Source organism: Vibrio splendidus, from assembly GCF_002873455.1.
Lineage (GTDB): Bacteria > Pseudomonadota > Gammaproteobacteria > Enterobacterales > Vibrionaceae > Vibrio > Vibrio splendidus_J.
This window is the reverse complement of record NZ_MCUN01000013.1, coordinates 132,904-156,439: the sequence shown is the minus strand read 5'-3', so window position 1 is coordinate 156,439 and position 23,536 is coordinate 132,904. Positions and strand designations below refer to the sequence as shown.

General features: G+C 42.8%; 19 protein-coding genes. 8 read left to right on the top strand and 11 right to left on the bottom strand.

Features of this window, described 5'->3' with window-relative positions; all coding sequences use genetic code 11:
- The first annotated feature begins 161 nt into the window (after positions 1-161).
- Complete coding sequence (gene fabV, locus BCU75_RS13410) at positions 162-1,364, top strand: enoyl-ACP reductase FabV (RefSeq protein ID WP_102474157.1); 1,203 nt, start codon at positions 162-164, stop codon at positions 1,362-1,364.
- Between the two features lie 291 nt (positions 1,365-1,655).
- Here the strand turns inward: fabV and BCU75_RS13405 are convergent, their stop codons facing one another.
- Together BCU75_RS13405 and BCU75_RS13400 are read right to left on the bottom strand one after the other, a co-directional pair.
- Positions 1,656-3,338 carry an aspartate:alanine antiporter gene (locus BCU75_RS13405; protein WP_076677679.1) on the bottom strand — a complete coding sequence of 561 codons (1,683 nt, stop codon included), beginning with the start codon at positions 3,336-3,338 and terminating at the stop codon, positions 1,656-1,658.
- 250 nt (positions 3,339-3,588) lie between these two features.
- Complete coding sequence (locus BCU75_RS13400; RefSeq protein ID WP_009847069.1) at positions 3,589-3,852, bottom strand: GrxA family glutaredoxin; 264 nt, start codon at positions 3,850-3,852, stop codon at positions 3,589-3,591.
- A 510-nt stretch (positions 3,853-4,362) separates the two neighbouring features.
- Here BCU75_RS13400 and BCU75_RS13395 point away from each other — a divergent pair.
- On the top strand, positions 4,363-5,670 hold the full coding sequence (locus BCU75_RS13395) for an iron-containing alcohol dehydrogenase (RefSeq protein ID WP_102474156.1): 1,308 nt from the start codon (positions 4,363-4,365) through the stop codon (positions 5,668-5,670).
- Between the two features lie 123 nt (positions 5,671-5,793).
- On the opposite strand, the gene BCU75_RS13390 is transcribed toward BCU75_RS13395, so the two are convergent.
- The 5 genes from BCU75_RS13390 to BCU75_RS13370 all read right to left on the bottom strand — a co-directional run bounded on the left by BCU75_RS13390 (position 5,794) and on the right by BCU75_RS13370 (position 11,353).
- Entirely contained in the window at positions 5,794-6,648 is an 855-nt protein-coding gene (locus BCU75_RS13390) for a MurR/RpiR family transcriptional regulator (RefSeq protein WP_004734686.1), read from the bottom strand.
- Positions 6,649-7,007: 359 nt separating this feature from the next.
- The gene (gene panP, locus BCU75_RS13385) at positions 7,008-8,651 is read right to left on the bottom strand and encodes a pyridoxal-dependent aspartate 1-decarboxylase PanP (RefSeq protein ID WP_102474155.1); all 1,644 of its coding nucleotides are present in this window, start codon (positions 8,649-8,651) and stop codon (positions 7,008-7,010) included.
- Positions 8,652-8,770: 119 nt separating this feature from the next.
- Positions 8,771-9,298, bottom strand: a complete 528-nt coding sequence (locus BCU75_RS13380) for a hypothetical protein (protein WP_004734688.1) — start codon at positions 9,296-9,298, stop codon at positions 8,771-8,773.
- 174 nt (positions 9,299-9,472) lie between these two features.
- Positions 9,473-10,378 carry a lysine exporter LysO family protein gene (locus tag BCU75_RS13375; protein ID WP_076677675.1) on the bottom strand — a complete coding sequence of 302 codons (906 nt, stop codon included), beginning with the start codon at positions 10,376-10,378 and terminating at the stop codon, positions 9,473-9,475.
- Between the two features lie 54 nt (positions 10,379-10,432).
- On the bottom strand, positions 10,433-11,353 hold the full coding sequence (locus BCU75_RS13370) for an HDOD domain-containing protein (protein ID WP_076677673.1): 921 nt from the start codon (positions 11,351-11,353) through the stop codon (positions 10,433-10,435).
- Positions 11,354-11,710: 357 nt separating this feature from the next.
- On the opposite strand from BCU75_RS13370, the gene BCU75_RS13365 reads away from it, so the two are divergent.
- Positions 11,711-12,292 (top strand): TfoX/Sxy family DNA transformation protein, encoded by a 582-nt coding sequence (locus BCU75_RS13365; protein ID WP_102474154.1) that lies wholly within the window; start codon positions 11,711-11,713, stop codon positions 12,290-12,292.
- Between the two features lie 160 nt (positions 12,293-12,452).
- On the opposite strand, the gene BCU75_RS13360 is transcribed toward BCU75_RS13365, so the two are convergent.
- The 3 genes from BCU75_RS13360 to BCU75_RS13350 all read right to left on the bottom strand — a co-directional run bounded on the left by BCU75_RS13360 (position 12,453) and on the right by BCU75_RS13350 (position 15,689).
- Positions 12,453-12,995, bottom strand: coding sequence for a hypothetical protein (locus BCU75_RS13360; RefSeq protein ID WP_004734692.1), 543 nt, complete (start codon positions 12,993-12,995; stop codon positions 12,453-12,455).
- A 260-nt stretch (positions 12,996-13,255) separates the two neighbouring features.
- Entirely contained in the window at positions 13,256-13,753 is a 498-nt protein-coding gene (locus BCU75_RS13355) for a response regulator (protein ID WP_076677672.1), read from the bottom strand.
- Positions 13,746-15,689 carry an ATP-binding protein gene (locus BCU75_RS13350; protein ID WP_102474153.1) on the bottom strand — a complete coding sequence of 648 codons (1,944 nt, stop codon included), beginning with the start codon at positions 15,687-15,689 and terminating at the stop codon, positions 13,746-13,748. The genes BCU75_RS13355 and BCU75_RS13350 overlap by 8 nt, the downstream gene beginning before the upstream one ends.
- A 183-nt stretch (positions 15,690-15,872) precedes the next feature.
- On the opposite strand from BCU75_RS13350, the gene BCU75_RS13345 reads away from it, so the two are divergent.
- The 4 genes from BCU75_RS13345 (at position 15,873) to BCU75_RS13330 (ending at position 21,784) form a co-directional block, all read left to right on the top strand.
- Positions 15,873-17,135, top strand: coding sequence for a DUF945 family protein (locus BCU75_RS13345; RefSeq protein WP_102474152.1), 1,263 nt, complete (start codon positions 15,873-15,875; stop codon positions 17,133-17,135).
- A 163-nt stretch (positions 17,136-17,298) separates the two neighbouring features.
- Positions 17,299-18,393: a 3-phosphoserine/phosphohydroxythreonine transaminase gene (gene serC / locus BCU75_RS13340; protein ID WP_102474151.1), complete on the top strand. Its 1,095-nt coding sequence runs from the start codon at positions 17,299-17,301 to the stop codon at positions 18,391-18,393.
- Between the two features lie 332 nt (positions 18,394-18,725).
- A complete protein-coding gene (locus BCU75_RS13335) occupies positions 18,726-19,874 on the top strand; it encodes a sugar ABC transporter substrate-binding protein (RefSeq protein ID WP_372201856.1) in 1,149 nt (382 codons plus the stop codon).
- A gap of 20 nt (positions 19,875-19,894) precedes the next feature.
- The gene (locus tag BCU75_RS13330) at positions 19,895-21,784 is read left to right on the top strand and encodes a GGDEF domain-containing protein (protein WP_102474149.1); all 1,890 of its coding nucleotides are present in this window, start codon (positions 19,895-19,897) and stop codon (positions 21,782-21,784) included.
- A 28-nt stretch (positions 21,785-21,812) separates the two neighbouring features.
- On the opposite strand, the gene BCU75_RS13325 is transcribed toward BCU75_RS13330, so the two are convergent.
- Positions 21,813-22,625, bottom strand: a complete 813-nt coding sequence (locus BCU75_RS13325) for an AraC family transcriptional regulator (RefSeq protein ID WP_198593424.1) — start codon at positions 22,623-22,625, stop codon at positions 21,813-21,815.
- Between the two features lie 152 nt (positions 22,626-22,777).
- Here BCU75_RS13325 and BCU75_RS13320 point away from each other — a divergent pair, with 152 nt between their 5' ends.
- The gene (locus tag BCU75_RS13320) at positions 22,778-23,470 is read left to right on the top strand and encodes an MOSC domain-containing protein (protein WP_102474147.1); all 693 of its coding nucleotides are present in this window, start codon (positions 22,778-22,780) and stop codon (positions 23,468-23,470) included.
- The last annotated feature ends 66 nt before the right edge of the window (positions 23,471-23,536 follow it).

Sequence of the window (23,536 nt, the reverse complement as noted above, 5' to 3'; positions counted from 1 at the left end):
TCGTAGAAGTCGCGATAGAAGCGTTAACAAATGGCGACTTAGTCAGCAAATATCAGTTGAGTGCTCCAACCACTTGCATTTTCACCACATTTTTACAGAAATTAGATGCCATTTGCACACGAAACTCTTATCCTTAACCTGATTTTTTAAGGAAGTTGAATATGATCATCAAACCTCGAATTCGCGGATTCATCTGTACTACAACACATCCAGTCGGTTGTGAAGCTAATGTAAAAGAACAAATTGCTAACACAAAAGCTCAAGGCCCAATCGCAAACGCACCTAAACGTGTACTAGTTGTTGGCTCTTCAAGTGGCTACGGCTTGTCTTCACGTATTGCGGCAGCATTTGGTGGCGGCGCTTCTACTATCGGTGTTTTCTTCGAGAAAGCCGGTACTGAGAAAAAAACTGGCACAGCTGGTTTCTACAACTCAGCAGCGTTCGACAAGCTAGCTAAAGAAGAAGGCCTGTATTCAAAAAGCCTTAACGGCGATGCTTTCTCTAACGAAGCAAAACAGAAAACAATTGACCTGATCAAAGAAGATCTAGGTCAGATCGATATGGTTGTGTACTCGCTGGCATCTCCAGTGCGTAAAATGCCAGAGACTGGCGAAGTAATTCGTTCAGCTCTTAAGCCTATCGGCGAAACGTACACATCTACAGCTGTAGATACAAACAAAGATGCGATCATCGAAGCAAGCGTTGAACCTGCTACTGAAGAAGAGATCAAAGACACTGTTACTGTAATGGGCGGTGAAGATTGGGAACTTTGGATCAACGCACTTTCTGAAGCGGGCGTTCTAGCTGACGGTTGTAAGACAGTTGCTTACAGCTACATCGGTACAGAACTAACGTGGCCAATCTACTGGGATGGCGCACTAGGTAAAGCTAAGATGGATCTAGATCGTGCAGCGTCAGCGCTAAACGAAAAACTAGGCCAAACTGGCGGTACTGCAAACGTTGCTGTTCTTAAGTCTGTTGTTACTCAAGCTAGTTCTGCAATCCCTGTTATGCCTCTTTACATCGCGATGGTGTTCAAGAAGATGCGTGAAGAAGGTATTCACGAAGGTTGTATGGAACAGATCTTCCGTATGTTCAGCCAACGTTTATACAAAGAAGATGGCAGCGCAGCAGAGGTAGATGAAGTGAACCGTCTACGTCTAGATGACTTAGAGCTTCGCGAAGATATCCAAGATCACTGCCGTAACCTATGGCCTCAAATCACAACTGAGAACCTAAAAGAACTGACTGACTACGTAGAGTACAAAGAAGAGTTCTTGAAGCTGTTCGGTTTCGGTGTTGAAGGCGTTGATTACGAAGCTGACGTTAACCCAGCTGTTGAATTTGATGTATCTGACATCTAGTTCAAACAATCGAATTAAAAACGAATAGGCGCTCACTGAGCGCCTATTTTTTTGTCTGTCGTTTGAGGTAAGAGATTAAAAGCAGATATGGAAAAGTAAAAGCAGGTACGGGATTCGAGTCGAGAGGTGCGGAGGGATTTAAGAGCAGATACGAATAGCGGGATGCAAAAGCTCAAGAGCAGGCTTGGGATGCGGTGAAAGCTGAGAACAAGTCATAAAAAATGCACTAATCCAAAGATGAATTAATGCATTCGAAATATCTAAGCTGGGCTGAGTTTAAAGCAGCAGGCGCTAGCTAATTATGATGATGAAAGTACCTGCTAAGGTCATCAATATATTGGCTATCGCGTACGTACCTGCGTAACCCAATGCAGGGATAGTTGAGCGAGCGTGGTCGTTTACGATGTCCATTGCCGGAGCACAAGTTCTCGCGCCAATGATTGCACCAAACAACAGAGCTCGGTTCATCTTCAATACATAAGCACCGACTAAATAAGCGAAAAATACAGGCAGCACACTTACTACCAGAGCAATACCGATGACCTGTGGTCCCACTTGGGTTAAGTGCTCAAATATCTTACCGCCGGCGCTTAAGCCGATACCGACCATAAAGAACATCAAACCAAGGTCTTTGACCATGTTCAATGCCCCTTGAGGAACATAACCAAAGGTAGGATGGTTAGCTCTTAAGAAACCAAGCATGATGCCTGAAAGAAGTAGGCCAACCGCATTGCCTAAGCCAAAAGACACCTGACCGAATGTCATGGTGATCAAACCGAATAAAATACCCAGAATGAAGAAGCTACAGAAGGCCATCAAATCTGCCATTTGGCTGTGGATTGAGATAAAACCTATTTTCTCAGCCAAGCCGTGAACACGACTCTTTTCACCACTGACCTGAAGTACATCACCTTTTGAAAGCACAATGTTTAAGTCCATCGGCATCTCAATCTGAGCACGCACTACACGGTTAAGGAAACAGCCATACTCAGATAAGTTGAGATCTGAAAGACGTTTACCTGCGATGTTGTCACTTTTAACGACGATCTCTTCTTCCACGATTCTTAGGTCGAGAAGGTTTCGGTCAAAAACCTCTTTACCATTACGGAAGCTTGGGTCGAGACGTGCGTGGCTATCAGGGAAGCCAACCAATGCAATCTCGTCACCTTCTTGCAAAATTGCGTCACCATCAGGGTGGGCGAGAATACCATTACGACGAATGCGTTCGATGTAGCAACCCGTTTGACGATAAATACCTAATTCCCGCAGGTTTTTGCCATCGGTCCAGGAGATAAGCTCTGGTCCCACACGGTAAGCTCGAATAATTGGAAGATAAACCTTACGTTGACCTGAAGCACCTAAACCACGCTCTTGGGCGATTTGCTCTGCTGAATCGTGCAGGTTTACTTTCTGAAGTTTTGGAATAAGGCGGGCAAACAGAATCATGCTGATTAAGCCAACTAAGTAAGCCATTGCATAACCTACAGATAGGTTTTCGATGACTAGGCCCAAATCCATGTTTCTTGGCAATTCGGCTAACCCTGAGTTCAGGGCATCTTGCGCACCTACTAAAATTGGCGTTGCTGTTAAGGCGCCTGCCATCATGCCTGCGGATAAGCCAAATCCAAGTCCAAGGTAATGACTGCTGAAATACGTCAAAGCAATTGCGGTAGAAAGTACAACGAGGCTCAGAATAAGATAGTGCTTGCCATCTCTGAAGAAAATACCGAAGAAGTTTGGCCCAGCTTCAATACCAACACAATAAATAAACAGCATAAAGCCAATGGTGAGAGCGTCTGCGTTAAAGGAAAAACCGAGGTGTCCCATGATCAGGGAAGTAATCAGAACACCGATTGAGTTACCAAGTTGGAGGCTACCAAAACGGATTTTACCAATGGCTAAACCAATCGATAAAACAACAAATATGAGGAGGATGGGGTTTTGTTCTAGCAAATAAACAACGTCGATATTCACAGTGGTCGCTCAATAATTGGCGTGAAACACAGGGTAAGTTTGAGAGGTGAATTGTATCTAAATATAAATAAATTATAAGCGGTATTTTACTTTTTTACTTGGTTTTGACTTTATTTGTTCTTAGCGTACAAAGTGTTGGGTAAACAAAAGCCCGCTCAAGTGAGCGGGCTTCAAAATATTGTAAAGTTTCACGCTAAAATGCGTAATGCTTTAAAAGCAAAGGCCTTGATCTCTTGGGAGAAACCTTAGCTTAGTCGAAAAGACCTAGGTTTTCTTTTGCGTATGCTTCAAATTCTGTGCAGCCGCCGATGTGGTCTTGGTCGATGAAGATTTGTGGCACTGTATCTACAGGTTTACCAACAGTCTTCTCTAGATCAGCTTTGCTGATGCCTTCAGCGTGAATGTCAACGTAACGGTAGTTGAAGTCATCGCGTTTAGCTTTAAGAGTTTCAGCATGCTCTTTTGCACGAACACAGAATGGGCAAGCAGGGCGACCAAAAATAACTACAAACATTTAATTTCTCCTAAATACGGGATGAGGCTCGTTAACTCAATTATGTTAACTATTCTTTAATGAATGCCACTCTAAATTTCTTAAAACCAACTATGCCTCAATGCCATGGGGAAATAAAGATGGAATTGCCTCTTAATACGATAGGTTTTGCCTATCAGCACAAATATTAGTCATAAAAAAGAACATCGTTGTTTTCGGATGTATGCCGACAATAAATACCCTTACTTTAAGAATGTGAATTACCCCTGATAATACGACTTTAATTCATCTTTAATGCGACAAGTTGCACCTCGTCAAAAAAACTAGACACAGAACGAGGCATCTTATCAGTGGGTATAGAATCATATTCGGTAAGCTACCTGATGTAACCCCATTTTTATAGGCTTGTACTTAAGGTGTGCACATTGTGTTGCAAGCACAAAAGTTACATTTCAAAGGTTAAATTCCAAAAAACAATTTCCAAAAACCAAGAGTTCGTAGTTTTGTTTAGTCATAGGCGCGGGAGGCACCATGTTTCAATTTATGACATCTACAAAGATCATCTTTGGTGATGGAGCATTAAAGGCTTCATTGTTTCTCTTTAACCAGTATGGGTACAGCGTACTATTGGTTACTGGCAACACGTTAGAACGTACCTCGATCGTCACTGATTATTTAGATGCGCAGAGCATGCGATATCAACACATTGCCGTTTCAGGTGAACCCAATATCAAAATGGTAGAAGAAGCCGCCATTTCTGCACGTCGTTTTAAACCTGATATGGTGGTTGCGATAGGAGGAGGCAGTGCGATTGATATGGGTAAAGCTTTGGCTGCGGTTCTGCCTAACCAAGGTAACTTATACGATTATGTGGAAGTCGTTGGCCGCAATGTTCCTTTGAAGACCAAGCCTATTCCATTCATCGCGATTCCTACTACCGCAAGTACTGGGGCAGAAGTAACCAAGAATGCGGTGCTAAAATCAGGTCAAGACCAAGTTAAAATTAGTCTGAGAAGCCCTGACATGTTGGCCGATGTTGCGATTGTCGACCCTACTTTAACCCATGGTACTAATTTGTATTTGTCTGGACGCGGTGCCATGGATGCGTTTACACATTTGATGGAAGCGTATGTGTGCGGCGATCCTAACCCGCTAACCGATATGATATGTGAAGAAGGGTTACGTAAACTCAGTAATTCTGTAATTCAGGCATGTATCTATGATGAGCCTCAAGCGCGCTCTGACCTCGCGTTTGCCTCCATGCTCGGGGGAATGGCGATAACTAACGCTAAATTGGGTGCGGCACATGGTTTAGCTTCTGCATTAGGTGGCAAGATTTCAGCGCCTCACAGTGTGATTACCGCGCGCTTAGCGCCGTTTGTTATGTTGGAGAACATAGAGGTCGCGAAAGATCAGCAAAGAAACGACATATTAGCGCGTTATCAGCGAATCTCTCAAATAGTCACAGGTAACGCAGAAGCAAAAGAAGACACTGCGGTTTTTTGGTTATCTAAAGTGTTGGATACACTCAAGTTACCAAACTTGCTTGAATTTGGTGTCTGTGAAGCTCAGTTTGAGGAGGTGTCTGCTGATGCGCTAAAGTCTGTTGCGATAAAAGGAAACCCTTTACCGTTGAATCAAGAGAGGCTTGTGCATATTTTGACTCAGGTTTGCAAAAATCAGGTTTGTGAGGAGTGCAATTGTGGAGAGGGGATTCATGAGGCTGCTTCAATGAATCAAATTGAGCAAGAACCTGCCGCCGAGTCGAGTTTCACCATTATCAATTCTTATGCCTCTGAGAATAGTGTGGTAGAGAAGGGCAATAGCTGGACAATTTAACGGTCTTAAACTTGTTATCTGTATACGTCATTTTAAACAGACAAATAAAAACGGAGCTCTAGGCTCCGTTTTTTAATTTCACTTGTTCTCTGGTCCTGTGTTTTCAGTTCAGGTTTTAGCAGATTAGAACTGAGAGTACTTCTCGTAACGTGAATCACGAAGCGACTCTTTTACTCGCTTTAGATTCTCTCTGAAACCAGAACCACGACGAAGCGTAAACCCTGTTGCTAGCACATCGATAACCGTCATCTGAACAACGCGACTTGCCATTGGCATGTAAACGTCAGTGTCTTCCGGTACATCCAATGAGATGGATAGCGAGCTCGCTTTATCTAATGGAGAGTCTTTCGCTGTGATAGCGATAACTGTCGCGCCGTTCTCGCGAGCTAAGTTCGCAATCTCAACTTGGCTTTTTGTGCGGCCAGTGTGAGAGATCAGAACAATAACGTCGTTGTCACTGCAGTTAATGCAGCTCATGCGTTGCATCACGATGTCTTCGAAACAAGTGATTGGGATGTTGAAACGAATGAACTTGTTTTGAGCATCTTTTGCTACAGCAGAAGAGGCACCCAGTCCGAAGAATGAAATGCGTTTTGCTTGAGTCAGCAAGTCAACTGCACGGTTTACTTGCATCGCGTCTAGACTATTTTTAGCAACGTCTAGACAAGCCATGGTTGATTCGAAAATCTTATGTGTGTAAGCATCTGGGCCATCATCTTCTTCAACGTTACGGTTCACGTAAGGTGTACCATTCGCCAAGCTTTGAGCTAGGTGAAGTTTGAAGTCAGGAAAGCCCTTTGTGTCTAAACGACGACAGAAGCGGTTAACTGTAGGCTCACTCACGTCAGCCATTTTAGCTAAGGTAGCAATGCTAGAATGAATTGCAGTTTGAGGGGAAGCCATGATTACTTCGGCTACCTTACGCTCAGACTTGCTGAAATTTTCCAGGTTTTTTTGTATTTTTTCTAATGTATTCATAGTGTTCACAAGGGTATAGAGAACAACTTGCTAGTTAATATCTTTTACCAGGGGGTATGGCTGAAGCAAATATCAGTAAACACAAAACCAAAGCTATATTCGGTATTGTAAATACTGCTGCATCAAATAGATATCAAGCTAACTAGCACCATAGAGTCAGTATAAACCCAACATACTATTTACTAATACAAAAACAGGGCATGAATGCTTAAGAATATGACAAACCTCAACAAAATTTTAGAAAACTACAGAATTGGAAGAGATTTTGAGCAAAAAGAATGCAAATTGAGTATGAACTGACAGCTTAGTTACATCAAAAAGAAAGAAATTTTCAATTTGATGCAACTAAAATTGAATGACTATGCGTTGATGTGCGTAACCAGTTTGGTGATTTTGCCCATCAAGTTAGGTGCTAGTTTAGAGATTTCACGCTGTTCTTCAAGCACTGAAGAAAGAATATCATTACCTGTCAGTGGATTGGCTAACACTACTCGGAAAACGATGATGGGTTGATGCGCCCATGCTTCGGGGTTTAAGCGCGTTCGTGATACGAAAGACTTGCCTGTTTCACGCTGCTTCTTTTGAATAAACTTGGTCAGTTCATTCAGTAGCTCATTCAGTTCAACACGCTTTGTTGCGTCAGCTTTAAGCAGCGCCGATTTAACTGGTTCAGGCACATAGCGATAAGTCAGTAGGCAAAGCTCAGGCTCTGAAACCAGCTCGAAATCGCTTTGATCTTTAATCAGGTCGGCAAAGTAGCGTGCTTTGTTGATGCTTTGGTCGATCAGCAGTTCATAACCAGGACGACTTATGATGTGCATTGACGCATAAACAAGCATTGCCATACCTGAACGAGAGCCTTCTAACGTATGGCTACCAAGATCTTTCGAACCCTTACGCAATATGTATTGAGCGTGATGTTCGATCGCTGTCATCGCATCTGGCTTCTTAAACAGCACCATACCAGCACCCATAGGGATATAAAGCTGTTTATGTGCATCAATCGTGACTGAATCTGCTAGCTCGATGCCATCAAGCAAGTGACGATGATTGTTCGACATCAGAGTCGCACCGCCCCAAGCTGCATCGACGTGGAAGTGACAATCTGTTTCGGCGCACACCTCTGCAATGTCTCTTAGCGGGTCGATATTACCAGTTTCGGTTGTACCAGCTACACCAATGACGGCGAAAGGTTTAATTTTGTTCTGCTTTAGCTGCTCGATCTTGAGTCTTAGATCGTCAGTGCAAATGCGGTTGTCGTTATCTGTCTTAACAGACACTAAACCTTCTTGACCAATACCAAGGACATCTGCGGCTTTTTTTAGAGAGTAGTGGCCACGTTCAGATACTAAGATGGCTAGGCCTTCGTAGTCGTAGTGCTTCATGGCTTTAAACAAGCCTTCTTTTTCAACACCTTTGAACGAACCTTGTGCCTTCAGCGCATTGTTGCGTGCAACCCAAAGCGCAGTAATGTTCGCGATGGTACCACCAGAACAAAACGCACCTAAAGAGTGGTTCGCACTGTGCATCCAACGTGAATAAAACTCATCATCATCTTGGTAGATCAAGCGATGTAACATACCCAGAACTTGACGTTCTAGGGGAGTAAAAGCTTTGGAGGTCTCGATTTTTACTAGATTCTGATTCAACGCAATCATGATCTTAGAAAGCGGCATCAGAAAGTACGGCAGAGCAGACGTCATATGGCCAATAAAACTTGGCGAAGACGTATGAACCGAGTGAGACACGAGAGAATCGAGGAGATGCTCAGTATGTTCAGAAACAAACTCAGGCTGCTCAGGGATATGAGCATTTGAAAAATCTTTCTCAATTTCACGCAGCGGCTTTTCTTCAGCCACAATGTGTTCACGTAAGAATTGATTCAGGTTTCGTGAAAGTTTGTCTTCAATTTGAGTGAGTGTTGAATCTGGGCCTTCAGGTACCGTGAAGATACGTAAAAGACTGTCGAAGCTAACATCTGCTGTTTTTTGTTCCGTAACCATAGCAAGCGAGTTATTTTTTTTTATATTGACGCGAGCGGGACAATCTAAACGAAAACGGGAACAATGTCCCGTCTTAATTATGAAATCCAACTTCTCAAAAAAGCATATTAAATGAGGGGTTATTTACACTTAATCGCTTCAAGTTTAGTAATCGACTGGTTGTAGCGTTGCAGTGCCGTATCGATTTGCTTAGGGTGGCTCAGCAATTCTGCAAAGGCTGAACGTAGCTCGTAGTTTTGAGCATGAGGCGTTGATTGGCGGTCGTCGAACGTTGTTTTCGCGATTTTACCTAGCTCATCATCACGTGTTGATAGCGTTTTAATGTCATGTTGCTCAAGTTGTAGCCAACCTTCTACAGGTTGTTCCGTAGCCACTTTGCTTGAGTCGTTCACGAGGTAGTAGTTTACTGCTGCACGATTAAGCTCAAAGTGGTGTTTACGACCTTCTAGGAACCACTCACTTACTTCTGTTAGTTCTGGGTATTGCTCAGACGTTAATGCAGCAAGGTCTGCATACCAATTCAAAGACGCGTCGATATACGCATCATATTTTTTTGCTTGGCACTGGTTTGTTTCAGACATTGAATCTGCTGCAAAAGAGAAAGTAGAAGTTGAAGCTAGCAGTAATGCGACGCAAAGGCGTTTCATAGTGGTTCCTTTTGTAAGTTTATTCTTTTTATAACTTTGTCGTTACAGGTTACCGTGATCGTTATTTGTTGAGCAATGACACTTAGTGTCTTTTTATTTCGGTAACTGTATCGGAGTCTTGGGCATTGGTATTCGAGTTGCATTCTAATCTAAAACAAACGCTATTCCTGCGATCTAGTTAGCAAGAGATACAAAGAACAACATCAAAACCGGGACAAGCAAGCTTAGGATAAAGCCACTGACAATAGCGATAGGCACACATCGAACGCCGCCTGTTGTTTGAATGACCGGTAAGGTGAAGTCCATCGCAGTAGCACCAGCATAGCCAATAGAGGTGCACGGATAGCTGCGAATCAGCACTGGAATCAGTACTAAGGCAACTAACTCTCTTAACAGCTCAAGCATGAAAGAAGCGCCCCCATAAACAGGACCAAAGGCGTCACCCATTAAAATACCAGCCAGAGAATACCAACCAAACCCAGAAGACATTGCTAAGGCCTTGAACAGAGGGATATCCAGAATGTAAGACGCGATAACGCCACCTAACATTGAGGTGATGATAATCGTGATTGCGATAACCATGCCGTGCTTGTTGAGCAAGATCTGACGAAGTGTTAGTCCGCTATTACGCAGTTGAATGCCAATAAAGAACAGAAGAACAAACAGAATCCACTCACTGGCGGTATCAACCCAACCCAGACTGATAGGCAACACTAAACCAGCGATAAGGCCAGAACCCACTACTAGGATCAGTTTGGCAGACTCCATCGCCATAGAGGAGAGGGGAAGTTTCTTGTTGCTGCTATCTGTTTTGAGTGGCAACAACTTATCAATTGCGGGCAGTGCCATGAGATTACAAACGCTTAAGCAGACAAAGAAAGTGGCGGTGTAAAGAAGGATTGTCTGCAGATTACTGCTTAGGTTATCGAGAGACGCTAAGCTTAGTCCCATTAACGCCAGAATCACGTATATCAACCGCGATGTCGAACGGTTGATGAATTCTAGCGTCTGAGTGTTCGAAATTGAAAAAAGATACCCCACGACGAGTGGCGCAAATATAAAGATCATCCCTGTAAACATGCTTTCCCCATTGCATTTACTTCATATTACATTTACCTGTCACTTAACAGTGACTTAGAAGCCGCTAGTATTGATCACGTCGCTTAGCTTTGCATTAAAATCATGTTTGCTCAAGTTGCTTAATTTATAGAGCACCTCTGCACCTGTGACATTAAGTTCAACTTCGTGATCATCGATGTTCTCATCCTTGTTTCTGAACATCAGCAGGTGGTTAGCGATTCGAGCGATATCTAAGTAAGACACTTCACGTTGTTCGTGGTTATTGATGGTATTGCTACAAACATCAATAAAGTCGCTGTCGAAGCCCCAACGATTAAGCACCAGTTTACTGGTCGCAGAACATTGGCCTTGGAAGATTTGTAGAGCAATGTCGTGATCTAGGTAGTTGCCATTTTCGAGGTAGAGGTGGTATTCGCTAACCAAACAGAACAAACCAATGTCAGCCAGTAACCCAACAAGCAGTGATTTCTCATGTTCAAGGTAGCGGTATTCAATAGGGGATAATTCTTTGAAGCCGTTGGTAACCAGTACCATAGTGGCGCCGAGTTCTTTGGAGATAGAAGCGCTCTGAATCAATAACTCATTACACTCTTTGCTCAAGTTGACTGAATGCTTGAGTTGTTCAATAGCCTGAGCCGTAACGATGTCACGCACTCTCAATATGCCAAGGCGCGACACAGCCGTCATCATATCGATACAAGTAATGTTGCGTCTGTTGAAGACAACAGAGTTAGCCACTCGAATGACGACAGCTGTGAGGCCTGGGTCTTCAAGTAAGCACTCGGCAACTTCGGCAATCCCGGTTGATTCGAGAGTGCAAAGTTTCTGAATTTTCAGTACAACGTTAGGGATAGGAGGAAGTGTTATTTTTCCCGCTGAGATAGAATGGCCAACAAGTTGGGCGAACTCTGATTCTAGACCCTTTAAGAGAAGAGCCTTATTTTGTGGTAGCCAGAAAAACGATAAATGATTCATAAAAAAAGTAAAAACATGTATGAACCGCTATTTTACAAGCCGCGATGCTGTGAAGCAATACTCATCCGAGGACATAACCTTTAATAATTTGAACCGGTGTATCACTAGGTGTCCAAATTTAAGCATGGTTTGATAGTTTACTGTGACGCCAATCATGAAAAATCATAATACTCAATTGATTGATGTGAACTAAGTCCAGACTTATTTTTCTTTTCGAAGTATCATTTATTTAAAGGTGAAAAACGAAAACATAATATTCACCTAAAGAATAAAAAATAGATTAAAAATTTTTCGCATAACAAGCTGCTTGTCTGGTGATCAACCTAATCGGGGTTATTTGATTAAGGATCAACGGATATGACCGAGACAGCATTTATTAATTACGTGAATCAATTTGGTGAGCATCAAAAACGTTCTATGTTTGGAGGTATTGGCCTCTTTCAAAATGACGCTATGTTCGCTTTATTGAGTGAAGGTTGTTTATTCATTAGAGGTGGAAAGTCATTAGATAGAAAACTGACCGATCTTGATTGTGAAAAATATCGCCATGTAAAAAAACAGACAACAGCTACCGTAAATTACTACGATATTACTGACCTGTTTACATGTGAACATCCTGAATTGGATAGTATTATTCGTACTTCAATCGATAATTCGATTCAGCAGCGTAGCTTCAAAAAGTCATCAGCTAGCCGTAGATTAAGAGATCTACCAAACATGCAGCTTACATTAGAGCGCATGGTTAAAAAGGCCGGTGTGGATGATGTTTCAATGTTTATGCAGTTGGGCGCGCCTGAAGTGTTTAATAAGGTTCGTGAAGCGTACGGCAATGATGTTGACCTAAAACTACTTTGGAAATTTGCGGGTGCAATTGATGGTATTCATTGGAAACTATTACAAGAGCCACGCAAGCAGCAATTACTAAAGAGCTGCCACTAAAGAAGTTTGCCCATATGCTTAAGATTACTGTTAATAAATAAAAACCGAGGAATGTCCTCGGTTTTTTTGTTTCTGTCTTAGCCGGATTTCTTAAAAGACTAAGTATCAAAAGGCTAAGTGCTCGTGGAGAGCTTACCTGTTAGGGCTTGAGCGTTAAGTATTAGTACTTGAAACGAGCCGTGAACATTAGCTGATCACCGTAGAAGTCGTTAATGCGAGCTTCAGCACCTAAAGAGAAAAGCTCTGTAGAGTGGAAACGCGCGTACACAGAACCAGTCCAATCATCGTTATCATCGATAGAAACGTAACCACCTTTACCACCAACTTCTAGTTGTGGACCAAGCCATTGGCGAACACCAACGTTGATTTCCATACCGATATCAGTAGAGCTTGAGTTTTCAGGTTGAACGATACGAGCTAACATTTCACCTGTTAGGTCTGCCCAGTTGTTTAATGGAGCGTGGAAACCAAGACCTACAGCTGAATCGTAATCGCCTTCAAATTCTGAATCGATACGTGCTATAGCGTGAGCATTCGGGTGAATTGACTTACTGAACGCGCCACCAAATGTTACTGGGCTTGCACCGATACGTGCTTCAAAGTAATCGTAGTTAAAGTTGCTCATTACTTGTGGTTGTTCATCAACAGCTAGTGCTTGGCTAGAAGCCAATAACATAGCGGTAGTAAGTAGAATTTTGCGCATAACGACCGTAAACCTTTATTTAGTGTTAATTCCTTTGGCTTGAGAAAAATCAGGCAAACCATAAACATTGGGACAGTTTAATCTAACTCACGAAAAAGTAATCTATAAAAATACTAATCCTTTGCCATTTAGCTAAAAAATATACAATTTAGGTGTTGCTCTGCAACTGAGATCTCATGTTTATGGGACTATTCACCCAAATTTAAGGTTGATTCACCACGCGTTAGGTCGATTCACCGTACGTTAAAGCTATGCTAGAGCTATTCACCAAAGCTTGTTCGCTTGTTCGCCATTGACGTCAGGATGCGCTCGGTATCTAAAATAGAAGTCCAGTTTAGCAACTGTTTGTCGTTTGCAATGACATAGTCTGTCAACTGCTGAGTTATGGTGTCTCTAAGTTGATCACCTTGCCAAGGTTTTGAAATATAGAAATCAAGCGCAGCGTTGTTAATCGCCGTGACGGTATCTTCAAGACCAGCTTGTCCTGTGAGTAGCAGTTTGCGTGTTGGCTGCGTTGAGTTGCGTTGATTAAGTTCGATCAGGAAATCGATGCCCGTTTTGTCTGGCATGATGTGGTCACACAATATTAAGGCGAGCTTAATACCATCCTGTCCCATCTCTTTAATTACTTGCTTGGCTTCATCGACCGATTCGGCCCCTTCAACAATAAAGTTTTCTTCAAATGGTGCTAAGTCTTGAAGGACACTGTTGAGGACTTCAGGTTCATCATCGACACATAAAATTAGGTACTTATTCATGAGGTACTCCTTCCTGTTTGAATGGAAGCCACACTTGCATGTTGGTATGGCTGCCTACCTCAGACTCCACCAAAATAAAGCCTTGATGAGCCGAAACGATTTGTTGAGAAATGGATAACCCAATTCCTAAACCAAAGTTACCTTCTTTTTTGGTCGTGAAATTTGGGTTGAAAATGGTGCTGATGTCTTTTTTCGCTATGCCATGGCCGGTGTCGGAGATTTCCACTACAAGAAACGTGTCGTCACCTTGCGTCTGTTGAGAGGTAGTGATTGACACTTTTCCTCGTTCAGAAAGGGCATCGAGTGCGTTAGAGATCAGGTTCGTCCATACTTGTTGTAGCGAGAGCGACTGGCACAATAAAGGTGGCAATTCGGTGTCGTAATGCTTTTCGAGTTGGTGATGTTTAAGCCTGTTTTCAAAGATCACTAAGGTATCTTCAAGCCCTTCGTGAATGTCAGCGTAGTGGCGAACCTCTTCATCTTCTCGGGCATAGCTTTTTAGGCTTTTAACCATATCGGCAATACGTTTGCTGCAAACTTGAATAGAGCGGATAGAGTTTCCAACATAATGGTAATGCTCTAAGTCACTGAGCAGCTCTCGGCCTGCGACAGGGGAGTGTTTTAAGGTATCTAGAACCGCCGAGTCTTGGCTTAGGTTTAGTCTCACGGCTTTTTTAGCTAGCGCACGGTCATCGATAGTAGAGGCGAGGTGCTTAACGAGCTGTCTTTCTTGAGCTGTTGATAGTGGTTTGGCTAGTTTTGAATGCGCTAGCACATCAGTCCCTTTATTCGATTCTGAGAGTGACGAATTCTCGAGTATCTGGTCGAGATGTTCAGATAAGGTTTCAATACTTCGTAAGATCGCGGCAATAGGGTTGTTCAACTCATGAGCAACGCCTGCGACAAGCTGCCCGAGCATCGCCATTTTCTCTTTCTCTATCAATTGTTGATGTGCAGATTCCAACGATTCTAGCGTTTGTTGCAGCTTGATCTTATTGGTGATGCTTCTTTGTAGGCGTCGATTGAAGTGACGTAGTAGCAAATTAGTAAATAGCGGCAGCAGGGTATTGTTTGAATGCATCACCTGAGCAAAGCTATCTTTATCCAGTTTAATAACGCGTGTTTGCGTTAGGGTTATCGCAGTAGAGAACGAAGGTTCACCCGTTACAAATGACATCCCGCCGACAATGTTGCCCTTAGAGTGTCGTACCACTTCCCGCTGCTGCCCCAGCTCATCTTTTTTATAGAGAGCGGCTTCACCTTCAATGATTAACCACAGAAAGCGATTGTCTTCACCTTCCACTGTGAGTAGATGTTCGGGGGAGTAGTCACGAATGGCTTTGGTTTTATCGTCTTTTGAAAACACATCTTGTAATGCACTGACGACTCGCTCTGCAAGGGCATTATCAGAAAGCTGGTGGTAGTCGTGAATGAAACCTGATTGAAAAGAATGAATCTTTTGCTCGATGTGCGCTCTGAATAAGCGCTGTTGATCCAACGCGTCGCTGTAAGATAACAGGTTTTCTGAGTCGTATTGGATAACAAAAGAGGTCAGCTCTTTTTGCGCCGATTTGAATAAAACCTGATCTTGAACGGGTTTGGTTAGGCAGTGATTGAGTCTGCCTTCATTTACCGCGGTCAGAATGGATTGAATGTCTGACGAAGCGCTGACTAATATCGTTCTTGCGGTATTACTATGGGGAAGCTGTTCCAGTTCAATAAGAAATTGCACGCCATTAAATTCAGCATGATGATGAGTGATCACTAAGGCAACGGTTTGATGGTGATCATGGATGTCTTCTAATGCGTGATGCGCGTCTTCTATGTTCTCGGCAGTATAAATATCGAAGACAGAAGCTAACGGAGCCAGCTCCGAACGTATTCTTTCAATGCTAACCGGATTATTGTCCAAACAGATAACAGCGTATTGATTCACAGCTCAACCTTAATAGTAGCGACGTCTCTAGCCTAGCAAGAACCGCTGAATAAGGATGAGAGCTAGCCGTTAATTTATTGAGGCAATCGAAGTATCGAGCAATAGACTGATTTAACTCAATGTTTCTTGTTTGCTACTGATGGGTTAGACTAAAAAAAACAGACTAATGTAGAAAGAGAACTCATGGAACAGTTAAGAAAAATTGGTGCAATTGGCGGAGCAATCTCATTGGCACTTTGTTGGCCACTCGCGGTTGGGCAAATTGGACAAAATGCGATTACTGATGGCGTTGCAAAGCTTAACAATTCAAGCATTCAAGCTGAAATCGTGGAATACGATAGAGGTTACCTTTCTTCTAATGTAACCACTCGCGTAACCGTGAAGGATGAGAACTTGAAAGAGCAACTTGCGCTCGATGGCTTACCGAGTGAGTTTGTCATTAATAGTGCGGTTAGCCATGGCTTAGTGAGCTTAAACGCGCTGTCGACGTTTGAGAATACCGACATTCTGCCTCTTAGTCTGACTACTAGCACTGAACTAAACGGCAACACGGATTTCAACTTCGAGTTAAGCCAGTTCAATCACCAAGGTTCAGAAGAAAATGGTACCTCGGTATCTATCACGAAGTCGAATCTGTCTGGCCATGCCACTGTATTAGGGCAGGTCGATTACCAGCTTTCTATCCCATCGGTTCAAATTGATTTTGATACGGGTGAAGAGGTGACACTATCTAACCTAAAAGGTATTGGTTCAGGCCAGCAAGCGAAAGGTTACTGGTTAGGCACGCAGAATTTTACTATTGATAGCTTCTTGATTTCAGATTCTGCAATGCAGCCATTCATGACCATTGAAAATTCTAAGTACGATTTTGAATCTCATCTAGATGAAACGACTAAGCGATTGAGTAGCAGTCTTAAGCTGGATATCGCAAACATTGAGACCAACGAAGGCCAATTGCATAATCTAAATGTCGATTTTGAAATGGCAAAACTGGATAGTGAGTCGTTCGAGAAAATCTTTGAAATTTACCAATCGAACCCTGTTCTGACGCAAGAAGACGTCGCAGAGATCATTCCGTTTATCGATGTACTATTTGCTAAAGGCTTCGACCTTTCAATGAACAATATGTCGTTAGAGCTAGGCAAGGGGCAGTTTGAATCTAAATGGTTGGTGAGCGTACCGGAAGGCACAGAAAACATCAGCAGTAACCCTTCAATGATTGTTCCTGCATTAACAGGTAATGTTCAATCTAGCTTCTCAAATGAGCTTGTTGAAGAATACCCTTTTATCCGTGAAGGTATCGACGAATTGATCGTAATGGAAATGATCAAGGAAACAGAAAGTGGTTATGAAATCACGGCTGACCTAGAAAATGGAAACCTAGTGTTTGAAAATGGACAAGAAATTCCATTAATTGCTCTACTTATGCCGGCTTTTGTTCAATGAACAGAGTAAGGCTTAATACTGATAGGGTGATTTAGCAGGTTAAGCTTAAACATTTTATACGGTACGAAACAAAAGAGGTCTTAAGACCTCTTTTGTTGTTTTTATGTTGGGTAAAACATGGTATTACTTGCATAGTTATTATTTAGCAGGAGCAATCATCCCCATGGAACTTACATTAGATAACGTATTCAACTTCAGTGCTGGCCCAGCTGCACTGCCTAAGCCTGTAATGAAACAAGCGCAAGCAGACTTCATTGATTGGAATGGTTTAGGCACTTCCGTTATGGAAATCAGCCATCGCAGCAAAGAATTTATTCAAGTTGCCGATGAGTCTGAGCAAGACCTACGTGATCTTCTGAACATCCCAGATAACTATAAAGTTCTTTTCTGTCAGGGGGGCGCTCGTGCTCAATTCGCTGCTGTTCCTCTAAACCTTCTAGGTAACGCGACGAAAGCAACTTACATTGATGCGGGCTACTGGGCAGAAAGCGCAGTGACTGAAGCGAGCAAATATTGCGAAATCGATGTATTTAACGCGAAGACATCTATTGATGGTAAAGCGGCGGTTGTTCCGGCTAAAGATTGGAAAATCGACCCAGAAGCTGCGTACGTACATTTCTGTCCAAACGAAACCATCGATGGCATTGAAATCAGTGAGCTTCCTCAAACGGATAAGCCAATCGTAGCGGATATGTCATCTAACATTCTGTCTCGTAAGATCGATGTGTCTCAATATGGTGTTATCTACGCTGGCGCTCAAAAGAATATCGGTCCGGCTGGTATTTGTATTGCCATCGTGCGTGATGATCTACTCGAACTAGCAAACGATGTGTTGCCGAGCATTCTTAACTACAAAGTACTTGCTGAAAAAGACTCAATGTTCAACACACCACCAACGTATGCTTGGTACCTATCAGGCCTTGTATTCAAGTGGCTGAAAGCTCAAGGTGGCGTTGAAGCGATGGAGTTGGTGAACAAAGAGAAAGCGGCGTTGCTTTATAATGAGATTGATAGCTCTGCTTTCTACAAAAACGATGTTCACACCGCAAACCGTTCAAGAATGAACGTGCCATTCCAATTGGCGAAACCTGAGCTAGACGGTAAGTTCTTAGAGCTGGCTGACGCAGCAGGCCTCAAATCATTAAAAGGCCACAGAGCGGTAGGCGGAATGCGAGCATCGCTATACAACGCCATGTCTTTAGAAGGCGTTCAAGCACTAGTTAGCTTCATGAAAGATTTTGAAGAGAAATACGCTTAATCAATGACAGGGCTTTGAACGATAAATTGCTTATTTGATTTTTTATTGTGTCGAATGCACCGAACGAGATAAATGCCGCTTTTGCGGCATTTTTTTTGTCGTTAAGAATAAAGGGTATGATATGTTGATTTGTTGTAAGAGCAGCCGTTTAGAGATATGACGGATGTATCGGAATGAGCAGGCTTTTCCCTTAAAGCGAGAGTACCAACTGTTTTTCAGATTCCTTTTACTGTATAACGTGTCGCCAAGGGCAGAATCGCTAGTTGCAAGGGGGCGGCTTATTGATGAGCGGTTAAAGTCCAACGTCTAATTTTTGCTATAAGGAATCAAGTGTGAGGTTATTGAGTCTAATTGCGATGCTATTTCCAGCTATTGCTTATTCGTCCACACTTGAGATATGGGCTGGTATTAATTATGAAACGGCCGATTACGTAAAAGAACATATTGAAGCGATGACTGACCATCATGTGGAAATTCGTTCATTTGACGTCAACAGTATTCGATCTGAACTGCTTGTCGCTGATCCTAGAGATAATACCTTTCCCGACGCCATTTGGGTTCCTTCTGACTTCTTAGGTCTTACTGAGTATATCGAATTAGCGACTCTTCCTGAGGCTTGGGTCGATACTGAGCGGTATGAAAAAAAAGCGCTCGATGCGGTTGTCATCGATGGTGAGCTTAAGGCCTTACCTGTTGGTATTGGAAACCAGGTTGTTCTGTATTCGAGCAAGCCTCAAGAGCATGTCGTTACATGGGAGAGCCTAATTGAGCGCTCTGCTCTGTCCAATCAAGTGAGTGTTATTTTCCCCAACCCAAATATGTACTTCTATTTGGCTTTCTATCAGCTTTTTTCTGAAGACCTATTGTCATCGAAGAACATTAACGGTGAAGGGTTAGTCGCCATTTTTGACTTCATTGATATGCTGCAACAGAAGAAAGTCATTGAATCATCGTGCAGTGACACTTGCGCGAGACAGAGATTTATTCATGGTGAAGTTGAGTTTTTGATTGATGGTGATTGGGCGTTCAACGAACTAGATGAAGCTTTTGGTCGAAATCTATACGTAAACCCGTTGCCAACCTATCGTGGTGAAAGTATGTCTTCATTTAGTGGTGCCAAAATTTTTGCTGTCACGGATAAAGGCATGCAAAACTTGGACAAAAAGGCCGCTTTGAAAGAGGTCGTTCTATATCTGCAATCAAGTAGTTTCACCTATTTAGCCCACTCAAATGCCATGGTTTCGCCATTTTATGAGGTTAACCAGCGCCGTGTAGAGGAAGGTAACCAAACCTTTTCAAATATGTATGACGAGTTTCAAGCATCGCAAATGATGTCGAGTGACTACAAGATGGCGATAGTTTGGGAGGCGTCGGCAAGGGCGTACCAACGTTACAAGTCAGGGATGCCAAAGAGTGAATTGAATCAGTTTTACAATGATTTTGTTCAATATTACTCAGCGCACATGAGGGTTCGTGATTGAAGTTATCATTAAAATACTCCATGGGTTTGGTGTTGCTAGCTTGCTCAATGCTCCCTGTTTATCTGGCGGGGCAACTGATACTCAATAAGCAAAATCAAAGTTCTTTAGAGCAAAAAGAAACTAAGTTAGATAACTCTACGCTAGGTATTCGTCAAACAGTACAAGAGCAAATCAAACTGACTGCAAGCTTAACCCAATGGTATTCGCAAGACCGATCACTGATTAAAGCTGGTGGCAATATCTTTTTCTCGAGTGTTGTTTGGGACAAGATGGATAGCTTCAATGCGTTGGCGGGGAGCGTGTCTGCGACTTACATTCTGGACCAAAACTGGAAGCCTATTTATGACAGTAAGGGCAGCTTGTACCATTTTGAAAATAGCCAGTTGTTAGAGCGCTTGAAGCTTCCTCAATCGGTTTATGAGCAAGGGAAATTGTTTCACACCGAATTTACCGAAACTGAGTTGGCGGATAATGCCAGCGATGGTATCGCATTTGTTGCGCCGGTTTTGCCTTATCGTTTGATTGAAGGTTCCACATATACGCCGCAGGGGTATCTTGTCGTTCTTATGGGGTATGACAGGCTTAACACTAAAGTTGCCCCTTTCTTGTATCAAAATGAATCGGTTGAATTTAACTATGTTGATTCAACTGATGAACGATCTTCAGAACAAGGCGCTAATATTATAGCGATTGATAGCAAACTCTTTACCGATCAATTGGTGCTGAGCGCCAAACATCATATTTCCGACAGTGCGCGCCTATCAGAGATGCAACAAGCTCAGGTTGTCTTTGTCAGAATACTGATGGCAACGCTTGCCATCGCCATTGTATTTGCTTTGGTCCTAAATCGCTGGTTCTCAGGGCAGCTAAATCTGTTAGCTGAATCTGTAGAGTCGTATTCGCATAACCAATCACCAGTCCATAGTGTGGATGAACATCGTTTTACAGAGTTCGTGATACTGAGTCGTTTATTGGCAAAAATGTGGCGTCGTATACAGCACCAGGTCAGCGAGCTCACCGAGAGCAACGATAAGCTAGAAAGATTCAATGTTCAGTTAGAGGACTTGGTTGAAGAGAAAACCAGCAAACTAACTTACTCGTTGGCACGTGAAGAATCCCAGAAGCATCGTATTCTGAAGATCGTCCAGTTTGCATCATCGAGACAGACGGCCGAATATAGGGTGATTCCTCAAATGGTGGATGAAGAGTTGAAGACATTACTTGCTCAACATTCCATTCAGTTTCATTTTGTGCAAGCTAGCGAGTCAGACTTGATTCTTAGCGACTCAAAAGGAGGAGGGATTGGTTATTTTTCTTCTTGTTCATTTGATTCATTAAGTGAAGAAGATCTTTTGATTTTTGATTTGTACCAAAAACAGTTAGCAGGTTGGATAGAACTCGAAAATATTACGCGTATTAACTTGCCGACGGGGTGTTTAAATCGTAAAGCTTTTAATGAAGATCTCGAATTTAGCAAACGAAACGTTAGTCAAAATGGAAATCAGCTTTCTTTGCTCATTATTGATATTAACGCTCTAAAAGCGGCTAATGATGTATATGGACATGAAGTTGGGGATGAATTGATACAACGCTGTGTAGATGTCATCAGCCATGAATTGACCCCTGCTAGTAACCTGTACCGTCTAGGTGGAGATGAATTTGCAGTGCTTACCTTAACTTGTGGTGAATCGGGTTCTCACAATGCCGAAGAGATAGTTGAACAGTTGTATGTTGCTCAAGAGGAGCAAAAAATCGAGACTAAAGCGGGTATCTTTATTCCTGTCAGGTTCTCGATTGGTGTGGCCTCGAGTGATTCAACAGACGTTGACCAATTGTTCTCGGTCGCTGATGAGAATATGTATCAGCATAAACGTTGTTACTACCAAAACTTGTCTACGGGAGCAATATAGCGCCAATCACCTCGTCAAATAGCTTTCACTATTTTCGACGACCATTGGTGCGAAACTGCTGTGGAGTGATATTGAAGTTTGCTCTGAATGCTTTGATGTATGATGAGTCGTTTTGATACCCGACTTGGTCAGCAATACTCTGGATCGAGAGTTCTTCATCAAGTAAAGACAATGAACAAATCAGTCGGATTTGTTGCCGCCACAACTGAAATGACGTGTTGAATTCTTTTGAGAACAACCGCGACAACGTTCGTTCCGAGGCTCCGACTTTTTCTCCCCACGCCTTTAACGAGCAATCTAATTTTGGCGTGTTTGTCAGAGCTTCGAATATTAGCTTTAAACGCCTGTCTTCGGGTAACAGTAATTGAAAGGTCTGTACATTGTCTTTCATGATCTGGTCGTGCAGTACCGCAAGCAAACGCAATACCTCTTCATCATTCACCAATCCTTCACACAGCCTTCGGATCTCTTGCAATAACTCGTTTAAAAATGGAGTGAGGGTAATGGTTCGCACTTGAGGTTCATACTTAATGCCAAAGGCCGGATTAAGGTAAATGCCGACAAACATCGTATGGTTAAGTGCGATAGACTCGTGTTGAATTCCGGCAGGTACGAACAGCGCAGAAGTGTGCGGGACAAGATGCTGGTAGTGATCCGTTTTGGTTTGCAGTAATCCTTTGATTGGAAAGATCACTTGATGCCAAGTATGTTGGTGCATTGCATCGATGAAACCTTTAGGCATGTCGATGGTCTTTACTAACGCTGGTGAATTAGGATTGGCAACCATCATCTCATTTGAAGTCATAAAGCCGGAGTGAGAATCTATTTGGCGGGTTGGCATTATTAACTGTCCTTACATCTCTACTCTGACATTGGTTTGTTAGGCTATCATGCTTGGCATAGTGAATGAAGCCGAGCAGTAGTGTCGTTTTATCTCATGAAGTTCAACAAGTATAATTCCAGTAAGAAAGTTTCCAGTAAGAAGGAAGGGATATGAAGAAGTTAGGCGTAGTAAACAGTGTATTGGTAGGAAAAACCGTTGCTTTCGCACACGGAGCAAAAAGTGCCATTGATAAGCAGGTTTTGTCAGAACGCCAATACGCGACAGAGCTTGGTTTTGCCAATGACGAACAAGGTGATCCTCGCTTTCATGGCGGCATTCAAAAAGCCCTTCATATCTACCCAAGCGAGCACTACCCAGTTTGGCAGAAAGAGTTGGGTGACAAAGTCATCTTTCAATCTGTCGGCGCATTTGGCGAGAACCTGAGCTCAAGCGGTATCACGGAACACGCCATTTGTTTGAAAGATAAGGTTCGTATCGGGTCAACATTGTTGGAAGTCTCGCAAGGGCGTATGCCTTGTTGGAAACTGAACGTTCGATTCGACCAAAATGACATGGCAAGAAGGCTACAAGATACTCTACGCACTGGTTGGTACTTTCGTGTTTTGGAAGAGGGTGATATCGGTGAAGGTGACGAAATTGTCCTTTGTGAAAGACCTTACCCAGATTGGTCGCTTGCTCGCATTATGGGGGCGGTGTTCACAGGTTGTTTGGATCAACAAGAGCTCAAAGAGTTGGCTGAGCTGCCTTTAGTTGAATCTTGGGGAGCACTTATAGATCGTCGCATTGAAACTGGCAAAGTCGAAGATTGGGAAATGCGATTAGTTGGCCCGACTGCTGAGTAGACTTTTTCTTTATGTGCAAAATAAAATCATGCGTAAAAGTTAATCATACGTAAAAGTAAAACGCTC